This is a genomic window from Streptomyces acidiscabies (assembly GCF_020010905.1).
Lineage (GTDB): Bacteria > Actinomycetota > Actinomycetes > Streptomycetales > Streptomycetaceae > Streptomyces > Streptomyces acidiscabies.
The window spans coordinates 1,238,957-1,253,174 of the sequence record NZ_JAGJBY010000002.1 but is presented as its reverse complement, the minus strand read 5'-3'; the positions used below and the strand labels follow the sequence as shown (position 1 = coordinate 1,253,174).

The 14,218-nt window shown below is 70.2% G+C and carries 13 protein-coding genes; 5 read left to right on the top strand and 8 right to left on the bottom strand.

Annotated features, from left to right (window positions below; translation table 11 throughout):
- The first annotated feature begins 258 nt into the window (after positions 1 to 258).
- Complete coding sequence (locus tag J8M50_RS32625; RefSeq protein ID WP_010359440.1) at positions 259 to 651, top strand: SCO5389 family protein; 393 nt, start codon at positions 259 to 261, stop codon at positions 649 to 651.
- A 471-nt stretch (positions 652 to 1,122) separates the two neighbouring features.
- Here J8M50_RS32625 and J8M50_RS32620 read toward each other — a convergent pair whose 3' ends face one another.
- On the bottom strand, positions 1,123 to 2,151 hold the full coding sequence (locus J8M50_RS32620; protein ID WP_010359439.1) for an LLM class flavin-dependent oxidoreductase: 1,029 nt from the start codon (positions 2,149 to 2,151) through the stop codon (positions 1,123 to 1,125).
- Positions 2,152 to 2,395: 244 nt separating this feature from the next.
- Between J8M50_RS32620 and J8M50_RS32615 the strand changes: the two genes are divergently transcribed.
- Positions 2,396 to 2,728 (top strand): Rv1322 family protein, encoded by a 333-nt coding sequence (locus J8M50_RS32615; protein WP_010359438.1) that lies wholly within the window; start codon positions 2,396 to 2,398, stop codon positions 2,726 to 2,728.
- A 7-nt stretch (positions 2,729 to 2,735) separates the two neighbouring features.
- Here the strand turns inward: J8M50_RS32615 and J8M50_RS32610 are convergent, their stop codons facing one another.
- The 6 genes from J8M50_RS32610 to J8M50_RS32585 all read right to left on the bottom strand — a co-directional run bounded on the left by J8M50_RS32610 (position 2,736) and on the right by J8M50_RS32585 (position 10,673).
- The gene (locus J8M50_RS32610; RefSeq protein WP_050987394.1) at positions 2,736 to 3,581 is read right to left on the bottom strand and encodes an ABC transporter permease; all 846 of its coding nucleotides are present in this window, start codon (positions 3,579 to 3,581) and stop codon (positions 2,736 to 2,738) included.
- Complete coding sequence (locus tag J8M50_RS32605) at positions 3,578 to 4,894, bottom strand: ABC transporter ATP-binding protein (RefSeq protein ID WP_010359436.1); 1,317 nt, start codon at positions 4,892 to 4,894, stop codon at positions 3,578 to 3,580. Before J8M50_RS32605 ends, J8M50_RS32610 begins: the two co-directional genes overlap by 4 nt.
- A 104-nt stretch (positions 4,895 to 4,998) precedes the next feature.
- Entirely contained in the window at positions 4,999 to 5,778 is a 780-nt protein-coding gene (locus J8M50_RS32600; RefSeq protein ID WP_010359433.1) for an ABC transporter permease, read from the bottom strand.
- Between the two features lies 1 nt (position 5,779).
- On the bottom strand, positions 5,780 to 6,730 hold the full coding sequence (locus J8M50_RS32595; RefSeq protein WP_029184548.1) for an ABC transporter ATP-binding protein: 951 nt from the start codon (positions 6,728 to 6,730) through the stop codon (positions 5,780 to 5,782).
- A gap of 922 nt (positions 6,731 to 7,652) precedes the next feature.
- A complete protein-coding gene (locus J8M50_RS32590) occupies positions 7,653 to 10,139 on the bottom strand; it encodes an ATP-binding protein (protein ID WP_010357493.1) in 2,487 nt (828 codons plus the stop codon).
- A 210-nt stretch (positions 10,140 to 10,349) separates the two neighbouring features.
- Complete coding sequence (locus J8M50_RS32585; protein WP_010357492.1) at positions 10,350 to 10,673, bottom strand: STAS domain-containing protein; 324 nt, start codon at positions 10,671 to 10,673, stop codon at positions 10,350 to 10,352.
- A gap of 342 nt (positions 10,674 to 11,015) precedes the next feature.
- On the opposite strand from J8M50_RS32585, the gene J8M50_RS32580 reads away from it, so the two are divergent.
- Positions 11,016 to 11,588: a cob(I)yrinic acid a,c-diamide adenosyltransferase gene (locus J8M50_RS32580; protein ID WP_010357491.1), complete on the top strand. Its 573-nt coding sequence runs from the start codon at positions 11,016 to 11,018 to the stop codon at positions 11,586 to 11,588.
- Between the two features lie 7 nt (positions 11,589 to 11,595).
- Here the strand turns inward: J8M50_RS32580 and J8M50_RS32575 are convergent, their stop codons facing one another.
- A complete protein-coding gene (locus J8M50_RS32575; protein ID WP_010357490.1) occupies positions 11,596 to 12,171 on the bottom strand; it encodes a hypothetical protein in 576 nt (191 codons plus the stop codon).
- A 152-nt stretch (positions 12,172 to 12,323) separates the two neighbouring features.
- On the opposite strand from J8M50_RS32575, the gene J8M50_RS32570 reads away from it, so the two are divergent.
- Both J8M50_RS32570 and J8M50_RS32565 read left to right on the top strand, forming a co-directional pair.
- Positions 12,324 to 13,496 carry a sensor histidine kinase gene (locus tag J8M50_RS32570; RefSeq protein ID WP_029184341.1) on the top strand — a complete coding sequence of 391 codons (1,173 nt, stop codon included), beginning with the start codon at positions 12,324 to 12,326 and terminating at the stop codon, positions 13,494 to 13,496.
- Positions 13,493 to 14,134, top strand: a complete 642-nt coding sequence (locus tag J8M50_RS32565; protein ID WP_010357488.1) for a response regulator — start codon at positions 13,493 to 13,495, stop codon at positions 14,132 to 14,134. The genes J8M50_RS32570 and J8M50_RS32565 overlap by 4 nt, the downstream gene beginning before the upstream one ends.
- The last annotated feature ends 84 nt before the right edge of the window (positions 14,135 to 14,218 follow it).

The window sequence follows — 14,218 nt, the reverse complement described above, 5'->3', positions numbered from 1 at the left end:
CATCAGGAGCGATCAGACACCGCCGGTTCCTCCCGAATCCCACGGGATTCCGGTCATTCGCGCGCTGGCTGATTGTCTCCCTGTCCGTAGCCCCCTAAGTGGCCATTCTCCTGGTGCGGCCCCCACCGGGTGCCTACCGTAGTGACGGGGAGGTCGCCGTGCGTGCACTCAGAGTGTTGCGGGAGGACGAGCACGGCGGGCTCCCCCTTTTTCTGTCCGGCAACCCCTGCGGAAAACGGGGGTGCGAGAGGAGAACCCATGTCGCTCGACGTCTCACCGGCACTGTTGGAACAGGCCGAGCGAGGCGAGGTCGACGAAGCCGAATTCGTCGACTGCGTCCGGACCTCCCTGCCTTACGCGTGGGAGATGATCAGCTCGCTGGTGGCCCAGCTGAAGGTGGACGGCGGAGAGTTCGCCGACAACCAGACGCCGCCGCCGACCGAGCAGGCCCGCGGACAGCTGCTCCGCGCGCTCGCCAGTGACGCGATACGCGGCGCGCTGCAACGGCACTTCGGGGTACGCCTGGCCTTCCAGAACTGTCACAGGGTCGCGGTCTTCCCCCTAGCCCCGTCGTCAGACGACCGCCTGGCCCGCTTCACCTCGATCCGAGGCCAACTCCTGAACCAGTCCCCAGAACTCAGGGACTGCTGACGCACCACCCCGTTCGCCTGCCGCTCCGGGATGCGGGAGCCCCAAACAACACCCGGACCGGCAGGCGACCGGGCCTACACAGCAGCCACAGCGCCACGCCGCACCACAGCGCCCCCGCACCAGCCCACCCAGCGCGCCACACCTACGGCCAAGCCGCGCCGCACCACGTCTTTTAGGGGCGCGGGGCTGTATCTGATTTTGCGGCTACCACCGCGCGGGCGCGACCAGCCACAACGGCGGGTGGGCCGCGTACGGCGGGGAGCGGGGTGCCGGGGTGCGGCGCAGCCCGTCGCTTACGAAGACAGCAGCGCACGGCTCGGTCCACCCCACCGCCCAACACCACCCGCGACGGGCTCGCCGCACCCCGGCACCCCCGACCCACCCACACACACCCGGCGCGCCCGCAGGGCGACAGGCAGGACCCCGAGCCAACCCCCGCCGGCGCGGGCAAGCACCAACGCCCCCACCCCCTCACCGCAACCCCCCTACCACCTCCACCCCCAGCCGCCGCACGTTCTCCTCAGTAGCCGCCAGATCCCCCGACCCCTCGACCAGCAACGCGAACCGAGTAATCCCGGTCCGTTCCGACGTCGCCGCCAACCGATCCGCGCACAACCTCGGCGTACCGACAGGATGGAGCGCACACAGCAGCTCCGTATACGCGACAGGATCCCGCATAGCCCGCTCCCGCCCGTCGACGGTGACATGCGCCCCCAGCCCCTGCCGAAACCACCCCGGCATGGACTTGACCAACGTCTCCACCGCGTCGCTGCGCCGATCGGCGATCTGACACACCCCCGCAGACACATGCCCAGCAGTCGCGATCTCCTCCCGAGGCCGCCCGGAATCCCGCGCATGCCGCCGCCACAACGCGACCATCTCCGCCTTCTCCTCGTCCCCGATATGCATCCCGAGGAGCATCGCGAGCCCCCGCTCAGCGGCGAGCCGCACACTCGCGGGAGAGGTACAGGCGACGACGACCTCAGGCCCGTCCGCATCCGTGAGGGACTCGGACGGACGCGGCACGACGGCGACGTCCCGGAACCGGTACCGCTCCCCCACCGCCCCCACCGAGGGTTCCCGCAACCACCGCAGCAACAGATCGAGTTCCTCCGGGAACCCGGACTCGTACGCCCCGATCCCGCCCCCGAACACCTCAAGGTCCACCCAGGGCCCACCCCGCCCGACCCCGAGGGAGAACCGCCCCCCACTGGTGAGGTGCAGCAGCGCCGCCTGCTCCCCGAGCGCGACGGGATGGACGTTCGGCAGCACACTCACCGCCGTACCGACCCGGATCCGCCGCGTACGCCCGAGCAGCAGCGCCGCAAGCGTGACGGCCGAGGGACACGTGCCGTACGGCACGAAGTGATGCTCGGCCAGCCACACGGAGTCGAGGCCGGACTCCTCGGCGACCTCGGCGGACCGCACCGCCCGGTGCAGCGCCTCTCCCTGCCCCTGTCCGGGGAACTGGGCCGCCAACACGAAACTTCCAACGCGCATGGACTTTCCTGCTTCCTTGGCTCCGACACGGAGCTCCCCCACACCGGCATAACCGCCTGACACGTGCCGAGGACACGGCCTGGCGAAGAGATTTCCGGATTGTCTGGAGAACGGCTCCCGGGAGCCACTCAACCCCCTCACGCCGGGGGGACTTGTGGGGATTGGCCGTTCTTCGCCTACCCCGCATCCCGCCGCGTAGGCTGGAGCGGAACCACGCTCCCTGTAAAAGTCCGTGAGGTGTCCCGTGTCCCCGCGCCGCAACCGCCCCAAGGGCACCGACCTGTCAGGCAACAGCACCGAGGACGACCGCGCGGGCCGCTACGGCGGCTGGCAGTCCTCGACGGACTGGGCCGGCGAGGAGTGGAGCGTGCGGCATGTCGCGGGCGCGAGCAGCCAGGGCAAGTCGTACCGCTGCCCCGGCTGCGACCAGCTGATCCCCGACGGCGTCCCGCACGTCGTCGCATGGCCGCAGCACGCGGGCGTAGACGACCGCCGCCACTGGCACAAGGCCTGCTGGAACGCACGGGACCGCCGCACCCCAGGGGTACGACGGTCCCGCAACGCACCGCGCTTCTGAGCGACGGTCACACGTCCCGCTTCTCCAGCAACGCGAACCCGGCACCGAACACGGCGCCGGTCACGACCAGGGCGATCAGCAGCGAGTCCCCCGCGGACGGCCCCGACTCGGTGAGCGTCTCCGCGTAGAACGTGCTCAGCAGATTCGGGATCGAGTACTCGAAGAGGAAGTCCCGCAGCCCCGACAGCGACTCCGCGAACATGAACAGCGCCAGCACGAGCGGCGCCAGCACCAGCCCGATCATGATCGTGATGGCCCCGGCGGAGTGCCGTACGACCGACCCGACGGCCAGCGACAGCAGCCCGAGCAGCGCGATGAACAGGGAGACCCCGAAGGTCCCCTTCACCCACTCCCCCGTGGACGGCGTCCGCGCCCCGTCCAGCAGCGCGACGTCCGCGAGCGCCACGACCAGCGTCGACACGAACGTGAACGCGAACGCGACGCCGAAGAACACGATCCCCTTGGCCGCGAGCACCCGCCCCCGCGAGGGGCACGCCACCATCGTCGTACGGATCATCCCGGTCCCGTACTCGGACGCGGTCGTCAGCACGCCCAGCGTGATCACGCACATGCTCCCGAGCAGCAGCCCGAACACGCCGTAGGACAAGGGGTTGTCGCCCTGGAGATCGTCCGGCCCGGCATTGGCGGCGATCAGCAGGGCCGTCAGCAGCCCAACCCCGACGACCATCACCACGAACACCCCGAGCGTCCACATGGTCGACCGCACGGACCGGATCTTGGTCCACTCCGAGGCGATGGCATGCCCCAGATGCGTCCGCACGACGGGAATGGGCGACGTGTACCCGACACCGCCCTGCTGCCACACCTGAGGCGAAGGGGTCTGCTGGCTCATCGCGCGTCCTCGGAATCGTGGGTCTTCGTCTCGGCGGCAGCGGCTACGACAGCCTCGGCCCCCGCCTCCTTCTCGGCCGGAGCACCCTCGGCACCCGCGCCCTCGGCCTTGACCGGCGAGATCACCAGCGTCCCGGGCTCCTTCTCGCCGACAGCAGCAGGCTCGGCCGCCGGAACGACGGGCGCGGGCCCGAACCCACCACCCGGCGCCGGCACCTGCGCCTGGCCGCTCGCCGCCCCGAAGCCACCCCCCGGCACCGGCGGCTGCGCGTACGGGTTCGGCGGAGCCCCTTGCGGCGGCGGAGGCGCGTACCACCCCGGCTGCCCCTGCCCCGCCACCGCCATCGGCGGCAACGCCCCCGGCGGCAGCGGCTGTTGGAGGCCCGACTTCTGGTCCGTGGTGGAGCGGTAGTCGACGGCCGACTGCGTCATCCGCATGTACGCCTCCTCCAGGGACGCCTGATGCGGCGAGAGCTCCCAGAGGCGTACGTCCGTGTCGTGCGCGATGTCGCTGATACGAGGCAGCGGCAGCCCCGTCACCCGCAGCGCCCCGTCGGATTCGGGGAGGACGTGCCCGCCCGCCTCGGTCAGCGCGGACGTCAGCTTCTCGCGCAGGTGCGGTTCCGTGTCCGGCGTACGGATGCGCGCGAACCCCGCCGAGTTCGCCTCGATGAAGTCGCGCACGCTCATGTCCGCGAGGAGCTGTCCGCGTCCGATGACGACGAGGTGGTCGGCGGTGAGCGCCATCTCGCTCATCAGGTGGGAGGAGACGAACACCGTACGGCCCTCGGCGGCCAGCGCCTTCATCAGGTTCCGCACCCACAGGATGCCCTCGGGGTCGAGCCCGTTGACCGGCTCGTCGAAGAGGAGGACCTGGGGGTCGCCGAGGAGCGCGGCGGCGATCCCGAGCCGCTGGCCCATGCCGAGCGAGAACCCCTTGGACCGCTTACGGGCGACCGCCTGGAGCCCGACGACGCCGAGCACCTCGTCGACGCGCCGTGCCGGAATCCCGGAGAGCTGCGCGAGGCAGAGCAGATGGTTGCGCGCGTGCCGCCCCCCGTGCACGGCCTTCGCGTCGAGCAGCGCCCCCACGTGCCGCGCCGCGTTCGGGAGCTGCCGGTACGGATACCCGCTGATCGTGACGGACCCTGCGGTCGGGTTGTCCAGCCCCAGGATCATCCGCATCGTCGTGGACTTGCCCGACCCGTTCGGCCCGAGGAACCCGGTGACGGCCCCCGGCCGCACCCGGAAGGACAGATTGTGCACAGCGGTCTTGTCGCCGTAGCGCTTGGTCAGGCCGACTGCCTCGATCATGCTCCGCACCCACCACCAGGTTCAGGACAGCGGGGCGCACGCCCCCCGTAAGTGTTAGGAGCTTATCGGGGTGCTGACGGTTGCGGCCAAGAGGAGGCAAAGCCTCAGGCGTCCCGCTCCTTCAGCAGGAGATATCCGCCGAGCAGCGCGGCCACCACCCACGCGACCATGATCGCGAGCCCGCCCCAGGGTCCGTACGGGGTGTCGTTGTCGACCGGCGTCACCACCTGCATGATCTTGCTGCCCGCCTGGTCCGGCAGATAGCGCCCGACCTTCTTCGTCGCGGAGACGTTCCCCAGGATGTTGGAGACGAGGAAGAAGAACGGCATCAGGATGCCGAGGGAGAGCATCGGTGAGCGCAGCATGGTCGCGACGCCCATCGAGAACAGGGCGATCAGCATCATGTACAGCCCGCCCCCGATGACGGCCCGCAGCACCCCGGTGTCCCCGATGTGCGCGCGCAGCGAGCCGAGCATGGCCTGTCCGAGGAAGAAGGACGCGAAGCTGGTGACCATCCCGACGGCCAGGGCGAGTCCGGCGGCGACGGCGATCTTGCTGAAGTAGAAGGTGCCGCGCTGGGGTACGGCCGCCAGCGACGTACGGATCATGCCGGTGCTGTACTCGTTCGAGACGACCAGCACGCCGAACACGATCATCGCGAGCTGGCCGAGGGTCATCCCGGCGAAGCTGATGAACGTCGGATCGAAGGAAAGCTTGTCGTTGCGGCTGAGATCGTCGAACTGGCTCTTGGACAGCGCCGAGAGCAGCATCCCGATCCCGATGCTGACGACCGCCGCGAGGGACAGCGTCCACACCGTCGACGCGACCGACCGGACCTTCGTCCACTCCGACCGCACGACCTGTGAAACCTGGGTGACGGCCATCTCAGTCCTTCCTCCAGCCGTCGCCCCACTCCTGCGGCGGGGCCTCGTCCGTGTGTGCGTGGTACTCGACCGACTCGGCGGTCAACTGCATGAACGCCTCTTCCAACGAGGCCTGTTGCGGCGACAGTTCGTGCAGGACGAGGTGGTGCTGGGCCGCCAGCTCCCCGAGCTGCTCGGCCTTCTCGCCGTCCACCTCAAGGACCCCGCTGCCCGTCTCCACGACGGTCACCCCCGCCTGGTGCAGCACGTCGAGCATCCGCTCGCGCTGCGGGGTGCGGATACGGACGTACGAACGCGAGTTGTGCGCGATGAACTCGGCCATGGAGGTGTCCGCGAGGAGCCTCCCCTGCCCGATCACGACCAGGTGGTCCGCCGTCAGCGCCATCTCGCTCATCAGGTGCGACGACACGAAGACGGTCCGCCCCTGCGCGGCGAGGGACTTCATGAGGTTCCGGATCCAGTGGATGCCCTCGGGATCGAGCCCGTTGACGGGCTCATCGAACATCAGGATCCGAGGATCCCCGAGCAACGCGGCAGCGATCCCAAGCCGCTGCCCCATCCCGAGCGAGAACCCCTTGGCCTTCTTCCGGGCCACGGCGGTCAACCCAACGGTATCGAGCACTTCATCAACCCGGCTCCGAGGAATCCCATTGCTCTGCGCGAGGCACAACAGATGGTTGAAGGCACTACGCCCCCCATGCATGGCCTTTGCATCGAGCAGCGCCCCGATGTACTTCAACGGCTCCTTGAGCGCGTCGTAGTGCTGCCCATCAATGCGCACATCACCCGCGGTAGGCCGATCCAGCCCCAACATCATCCGCATAGTGGTGGACTTCCCGGCCCCGTTAGGCCCCAAAAACCCGGTAACAATCCCCGGCCGAACAGCAAAACTAAGATTATTCACCGCCACTTTCTCGCCGTACCGCTTGGTCAACCCCTCAAGCTCGATCATGCGGCCACGCTAGGGGGTTGGGGAGGGCGATGCCACCGGAGAAGGAGAACGTTGGGGGAAGGATTTGGCGCACGTTTCGGAAGGCTGGGGCAGACGACGCTCTTCGGGGGCGCGTTGCGGTGCGGGGACAGTCGACGTCCTTAGGCACGCGTTGCGGGGGCCTGTCTGAGGGGACGCCTCGAAGCGCCGGACCAGCCGTCGTCTTTTTAGGGGCGCGGGACTGTACCTGATTTGCGGCTACCACCGCGCGGCCACGACCAGCCCCAACGTCGCCGCGCCCACCAGCCAACCCCTCGGGCGCGCGTTGCGGCTCCGGCCCAGGCGCCCCCCAGAAGCCGCGTTGCGATGCCGGGCCGGGCACCCCCTCAGGAGCGCGTTGCGGTGCCGGTGCAGGCAACGTCCTTAGGCGTCGGGAGGCTCGTCTGAGGGGACGCCTCGAAGCGCCGGGCCAGTCGGTGTCCTTTAGGGGCGCGGGGCTATATCTGATTTGCGGCTACCGCCGCGCGGGCGCGACCAGCCACAACGGCGCCGCACCCACCAGACAACCCCTCGGGCGCGCGTTGCGGCTCCCGGGGCAGGCCCCTCCTCCGGAGCGCATTGCAGTGCCGGTGCATGCGACGCCCTTCGGGGGCGGGGCCCAGGGCCCCTCGAAGCGCCGGATCAGCTGTCGTCCTTTAGGGGCGCGGGGCTGTACCTGATTTGCGGCTACCGCCGCACGGGCGCGACCAGCCACAACGGCGCCGCACCCACCAGACAACCTCTCGGGCACGCGTAGCAGTGCCCAAGCTGGGGACAGTCCGTGCGGGAGCCTCGAAGCGCCGGACCAGTCGATGTCCTTTAGGGGCGCGGGGAACTGCGCGACCAGCCACGACGGCGCAGCACCCGCCAGACAACCCGACCCGGCACTACAGAGGGCCCTCCCTCAGATCACCGCCGCCGAAGCAGAACCAGCCGTGCTCGGCGACACCGCCGGACTGCTGGCCGCAGGCCCACTCGCCGAGGTAGACGTGGACGGCGTGCTCTCCGGAGCCGTCGGGCTACTCGAAGGCGCCGTGGGGCTCGGCGAAGCCGGGACTGTCGGGCTCGGCGAGTCCGAGGGCCTCGGCGTCGGACTGGGCGACGAATGCGTAGGGGGCGGCGTAGGCGTAGGCGACGTACTCCCCGTACCCCCACCCGTACTCCCCCCAGCCGTACCGCCCGTACTCCCATCGGCGGACTCCGAAGGCGTCGGATCATCCGGCGTCCCCATCTTCCCGTCCGGCCCCGGATCCGTAGGACTGGGCCGACTCGTAGGGTCACTCACACCCCCCGTACCGCCCCCCGACCCACCGGACCCGCTGGACGACCCACCGGAACCCCCGGGCGCCCCCACCCCCGACTCCCCACCATCAAGCCCCGTACTCGCAGAGGGCCCAACCTCCCGCGAGGGACCGTCCGCCCCCTTGTCAGAGGTAGCCCCAAGCCCCACAACAGTCCCCAGCACAGCAACAAGCAGCGCCCCGGCCCCAGCAGCAACAAGGTTCCGCCGAGCAATCCCCCGCAGACTACGACGATGCTGCGCCCCCACCGGCGCCGCAGGCGGCACAACAACCCGCTGCTTCTGAGTCACCCCCACCTCGGGAGAACGCGACACAGCCTCCCCGACGCCCCCGGCGGACACCACGGCCCCGGCAGAAGCGGAAGCCACAACCCCCGGCAACCCCGGAACCTCCCCCGCCCGATCAGCGACAAGCGCCAACGCCCGCCGCCCCGCCAACGTCCCCCGCTTGTCCGCCAACGCCCCCCTCAACCCAATGGACGTCTCCAACTCCGACCGAGCCCGATCGAGCTGCCCGGCAAGAATCGCGTACACCCCCAGCTCATGATGGAAATACGCCTGATCGGCAACTTCCCCGGACAACCGAGCAGCCTCGGCCCCACCCCGCAAGGCCCGCTCCCACGCATCGAACGCCAGCCCCGCAGCAAACGCAGGCACAGCAGTACGAGCCAACTGAACGGCAACCGACTGCTCCCCCTCACCAGGCGGCACAGCCAACGGCGAGGCAACACTCAACGCGGCCAAAATCGCATCGCCCTCAGCACACACCCGCTCCGGCGTAACGGACGGATGCCCGGCCCACCAGGCGTAATGCGCGGCAGCCCCCTGCGCAAGAGCCCCGGACTCACCCCCGTACCCCGCAGCCTCCAACTGCACCTTGATCCCCGCAGCAAGCCGATACCGAGACCCGACCGGCGTCACCAACCCACAGGACACCAGCTCCCCGAGGGCCGCATCCGCGTGCGTGTCACCGACCAGCGCAGGCAGATGCGCCTGATGAGGCACCTCCCCACCGAGCGCGATAGCGAACCGCAGAGTCGCCCGAGCCGAAGAACTCAGCCGCGCAGCAAGCAACGGCGCAGGCCCAGCCGCCTCCCCGAGCGACGGCAGAGGTATCTCCTCCTCCGGCTCCCCGTCCTGAGCCACAACGGGCCGAGCGTCCTCGAAAACCCCGTACTCGTCGACCGCGTCGGCGCTCGCCCGCACCTGATCCCGCTGCTGAAGCAACGCCCCGGCCTGCACGAACCGCAGCGGCAGCCCCTCGGACTCGAACCACAGATCCCCGGCCCAGTTGGCCTCCTCCTCCGTGAGAACCCGCCCGACCGCACGCTCGATGAGGTCGATGCCACCGGCCCGGTCGAGCCCACCGAGCGTGACCTCCTCGACGGCGGACCCGGCGGAGGGCAACGGCGTCTCCCCGGTCGCGCCGAACACGAACGCGCACTCGGGCGTCGCCGCGAGCAGCCCGTCCAGCTCGGCGCCGCCGAACTCCAGGTCGTCCACGACGACGACCGCGCCGATCTCACGGACGAGGACGAGGAGTTCGCCGTGCAGCGGACGGTGCCGGGGCGCGTCGTACACGAGGTGGAACAGCTCGTGGAGCAGCTCCTCGGCGCCACGGCCGTACCCGCTGAGGCGGACGACGCCGTCGGGGGCGAGGTCCGCGCAGTCCTCGGCGACGAGGTCGAGGAGCCGGGTGCGGCCGGACCCGGCGGGCCCGGTGAGCCGTACGGAACGCCCGCGCGCGACGAGCCGGACGAGCTGCTCGCGCTCCTCCTGGCGGCCGAGCAGCGGCGGCGGAGCCGGTACGTGCCCGGCGGGGACCGGGGGCCGCGCCGCGCGCTCCGCCTCGGCGCGGGCCTCGGCGGTGCGGCGTACGGGGGTGTCGGGGCGCTCGGTCGGCGGGCACAGCTCGATCTCGCTGCCGTCGACCGGGTTGACGGTGAGGAGGTGCTCGCCGGCGACGATGTCGACCGTGCGGGCCGGGGCCGGCGCGTGCTGGCCCGGTGCGAGGGGGTCCCTGGAGGAACGCGGGCGCTGCGCGCGGCCGTCCTGGCCGCTCTCCTCGGGCTCCCGGGTGTTCGGGTCCATAGGTCAAGCCCCCCAAAAGCGTCGTGTGGTGGTGGCCCTTCCCGGCCGCGGTGCACACTGCGCTGTCGCTTCTGGTCCGGTGCCCGCCAGAGGGCTGAGGACGGCGGGCAGACGAACCGTAAACCTTCGCACAGTATCTCCGACAGCCCGGGGTACCGCGCCGCCCGAGACGTCACGGTCCGGTGAGGATTGCACGGGTGACCTGCTGAGTCACACCCGAGGCAGGGATTCGGCCGCGAGGCCGCCCTCGAAGGCGAGGATGCGGTGCAGGCGGGTGGCGACCAACAGGCGTTGCAGCTGCGGGGGTACGCCGCGCAGGACGAGCCGTCGGCCCGCGCGGCCCGCCCTGCGGTGCACGCCCATGATCACGCCGAGTCCGGTCGCGTCCCAGAAGTCCAGCTCGGACAGGTCGAGCAGGAGGTCGCCGACCCCCGCGTCGACCGCCGCGTGCAGGACCGTACGGGCGTCCGCCGCGCTGTGCACGTCCAGCCGACCCCCGACGACCACCTCGGCGTGGTCGCCCCTGATGTGCATATGCGCTCCCCTGGCGTCGCGTGCCGTGCTCCGCTGTGCTGTGTGTACTCGTCCGGTATCGCATCGTCTGACTGCCCCGGACGGCCCGAGGTTGCCGTCTGTGAGCGAACCGATACCGAATTCACTCGTAGGGGTGAGGCTCATGGGGTCTGTGCGGTTCGTGTACGCCAGTGAGCCGCCCCGAGGCAGCACGCGACCGCGCCGGCGCACCGATTTCCGCGCCGGTACGCCACCCTTGGCCCGGACCTTAGCGGCCCGGAGCCGCTCTGTGACGCCTTAGTAACGCGAGTCACGTCCCCTCGGACGGACATCACACCCGGCCCCCACAACTACCCTGATGCCATGGTCAATCTGACGCGCATCTACACCCGCACCGGCGACCAGGGCACCACCAACCTCGGCGACCTGAGCCGCGTCCCCAAGACGGACCTGCGCATCGCGGCGTACGCGGACACGAACGAGGCGAACGCGGCACTGGGCACGGCGATCGCCCTGGGCGCGCTCCCGGAGGACGTGGTCAAGGTCCTGACCCGAATCCAGAACGACCTGTTCGACGTAGGCGCGGACCTGTCGGCCCCGGTGGTGGAAACCCCGGAATTCCCCCCCCTACGGGTCGAGCAGTTCTACATCGACCGCCTGGAGCAGGACTGCGACCACTACAACGCCACCCTGGAAAAACTCCGCTCCTTCATCCTCCCCGGCGGCACCCCGGGCGCCTCCCTCCTCCACCTCGCCTGCACGGTGGTCCGCCGCGCGGAACGCTCGACATGGGCGGCCCTGGAGTCCCACGGCGACACGATGAACCCCCTGACGGCGACATACCTGAACCGCCTGTCGGACCTGCTGTTCATCCTGGCGCGGACGGCGAACAAGGAGACGGGGGACGTGCTGTGGGTGCCGGGCGGGGAGAGGTGAGGACGGGTCAGTACCGCCGTCCCGCCTTCTCGCGCTGCTCCTCAGGAAGCTCCGACCCCCGCTTCGGGAACACCGTGTACACCCCCGCGATGATCACGTTGATGCCGATCACGTACAGCATCCGGGTCTGCCACTCCCGCAGTGAACCCGTCTCGCCGGAGTCGCCGACGTACCAGATCGCCGCCTGGAGGAGGCCCGCGGCGACGATCGCCGCGAGGATCCAGCGGGCGGCTACCTTCCACTCGTGGATCGCGCGGGCCATGCCGTACTTGGGGGGCTTCGGCGGCGGGGGGCCGTCGAAGAAGCGGTGGGAGACCTGCGCGTCGGCCCACTTGATCGTGGAGTGGCCGAGGCCGACCGTGAAGCCGATGTAGACCGCGGCGACGCCGTGGTGCCAGCTCGGTTCCGCCCCGTTCCGGAGGTCCATCGCCGTGATGACGAGGAGCGCGACTTCGAGGAGCGGCTCGCACAGGAGCAGCGCGAGGCCGGTGCGCGGCATCTTCAGGGCGTACCGGAACGCCAGCCCCAGCGCCAGCAGTACCCAGAACGCCACCTCACAGGCGACGATCAGTCCGACGATCACGCGACATCACTCCTTCCGGGACTCAACACCTCCAGCCTCCCGGCAGGGTGACCCCCCTCACCTCGTCGCCCGTGACGAGATCCCGGTACATCGAAAGATGCAGTCCAGGACCCGCCCAGGGCAGCAGGCGCCGAGCCCGCGACCCGTGTTGGATGGGAGCCATGGCCGCACGACCCCACCGCGACGACCTCCGCATCGCCGCCGCAGGCTTGGCCGGCGGCGTGCTCCTGTGGGCGCTCGGCCTGTTCGCCCGCCCGGGCGGCGACAACGGCATCGTGCTGTGGGACGGCGACTGGCCACCCCTGCTCCCGCTCGCGGTGATGGCGGCCTGCGAGCTGCTCCGCCGAACCCACCCGAACACGGCCACCCTGATCGGCACGGCGACCCTGGTCCTGGACACGGTGACGCGCGGCAGCGTGGTCACGGTCCTGATGTACACGGACCTGGTCTACGCGGCGGTCCTGTACGGCACCCCGGCGACAGCCCGCCAGATCCCCAGGATCTCGGCGCTGCTGACCCTGCTCGGCGCGACCGTCCCGTTCGCGCTCTGGCGCACCCCGGAAACCTTGCTGATCGGCTTCGCGGTCGGCCTGGTCACCCTGACCCCGGCGATGACGGGCGTCCTGGTCCGCGACCACAGATCAGCGGCGGAGGCGGCCGGCCTGAGGGCCGAACAGACCGCGCTGCTGGCGGAGTTGGACAGAACACAAGCCGTGACCGCCGAACGCGCCCGGATGGCAAGGGAGTTGCACGACCTGGTCGCCAACCACCTCTCGGCGATCGCGATCCACTCGACGGCAGCCCTCTCGATCGACGACCCGGACACCTCGAAGAAGGCCCTCACGGTGATCCGCGAGAACAGCGTCGAGGGCCTCGCGGAGATGCGCCGCCTGATCGGCATCCTGAGACACCCCGACGACACGGTCGAACCGGCCCCCACCCTCGACGCCCTCCCCACCCTGATCGACGGCGCGCGGGCGAACGGCCTGGACGTCACCCTGCTCACGCCCCCACCGACGGACGCCCCGGCCCCTGTTGCCCTGGCGGCGTACCGCATCGTCCAGGAATCCCTGACGAACGCCCTGAAACACGCGTCCCCCGGCAAGGTGACGGTCACTCTCCACAGCGACGCCACCCACCTGAAGGTCACGGTCACGAGCCCGTACGCCACCCCCGAAACCCCCCGCGCACCAGGCTCCGGCGCCGGCCTGATCGGCATGCGCGAACGGGCCACCCTGATCGGCGGAACGTTCAACGCGGGCCCGCAGAACGACCGTTGGACGGTCAGCGCCCACCTCCCCCTCCCCGAAGGAGATCCCGCATGATCCGCGTCCTGGTCGCCGAGGACCAGTCGGCCGTCCGCTCGGGCCTGGTCCTGATCCTGGGCAGCGCCCCGGACATCGAGGTGATCGGCGAGGCGGCGGACGGCGAGCAAGCGGTGTCCCTGGCCCGGGAGTTGAGCCCCGACCTGGTCCTGATGGACGTTCAGATGCCGCGCCTGGACGGCGTATCGGCGACGAAACAGATCACCGCGGAATCCCTGGCGGACGTCCTGATCCTCACGACCTTCGACCTGGACGAGTACGTCTTCGGGGCCCTGCGAGCGGGCGCGTCCGGCTTCCTCCTGAAGAACGCCGAAGCCTCCCAACTCCTGGACGCCGTAAGGACAGTGGCGCGCGGCGAGGGCCTGATCGCCCCGGCCGTCACCCGCCGCCTGATCACCGAGTTCGCGACGGCCACCGCCCGCCACCCCACGACGGACCCCACGGTCCTGAACACCCTCACCCGGCGTGAACGCGAGGTCCTGACCTGCCTCGGCGACGGCCTCTCCAACGCGGACATCGCGAAGCGCCTGGACATGGCCGAGGCCACCGTGAAAACCCACGTCAGCCGCCTCCTGGCGAAGCTGGAACTCCGCAGCAGAGTCCAAGCGGCAGTACTGGCACAGGAGTTGGGGATCTAGGCTGGCCCTGGAGCGATCAAGCCCCTATTGGTACAGACCTATTGACGCGTGGTCCAGACCACTCCTACGCTCCGCCACGGCACG

What these genes read in the sequence shown, in the direction of transcription:
- J8M50_RS32600 (WP_010359433.1), bottom strand. Translation starts at nt 5,778, where the DNA reads ATGGCCGTCACCCAGGTTTCACAGGTCGTGCGGTCGGAGTGGACGAAG.
- J8M50_RS32620 (WP_010359439.1), bottom strand. Translation starts at nt 2,151, where the DNA reads ATGCGCGTTGGAAGTTTCGTGTTGGCGGCCCAGTTCCCCGGACAGGGG.
- J8M50_RS32570 (WP_029184341.1), top strand. Translation starts at nt 12,324, where the DNA reads ATGGGAGCCATGGCCGCACGACCCCACCGCGACGACCTCCGCATCGCC.
- J8M50_RS32590 (WP_010357493.1), bottom strand. Translation starts at nt 10,139, where the DNA reads ATGGACCCGAACACCCGGGAGCCCGAGGAGAGCGGCCAGGACGGCCGC.
- J8M50_RS32610 (WP_050987394.1), bottom strand. Translation starts at nt 3,581, where the DNA reads ATGAGCCAGCAGACCCCTTCGCCTCAGGTGTGGCAGCAGGGCGGTGTC.
- J8M50_RS32580 (WP_010357491.1), top strand. Translation starts at nt 11,016, where the DNA reads ATGGTCAATCTGACGCGCATCTACACCCGCACCGGCGACCAGGGCACC.
- J8M50_RS32625 (WP_010359440.1), top strand. Translation starts at nt 259, where the DNA reads ATGTCGCTCGACGTCTCACCGGCACTGTTGGAACAGGCCGAGCGAGGC.
- J8M50_RS32605 (WP_010359436.1), bottom strand. Translation starts at nt 4,894, where the DNA reads ATGATCGAGGCAGTCGGCCTGACCAAGCGCTACGGCGACAAGACCGCT.
- J8M50_RS32595 (WP_029184548.1), bottom strand. Translation starts at nt 6,730, where the DNA reads ATGATCGAGCTTGAGGGGTTGACCAAGCGGTACGGCGAGAAAGTGGCG.
- J8M50_RS32585 (WP_010357492.1), bottom strand. Translation starts at nt 10,673, where the DNA reads ATGCACATCAGGGGCGACCACGCCGAGGTGGTCGTCGGGGGTCGGCTG.
- J8M50_RS32565 (WP_010357488.1), top strand. Translation starts at nt 13,493, where the DNA reads ATGATCCGCGTCCTGGTCGCCGAGGACCAGTCGGCCGTCCGCTCGGGC.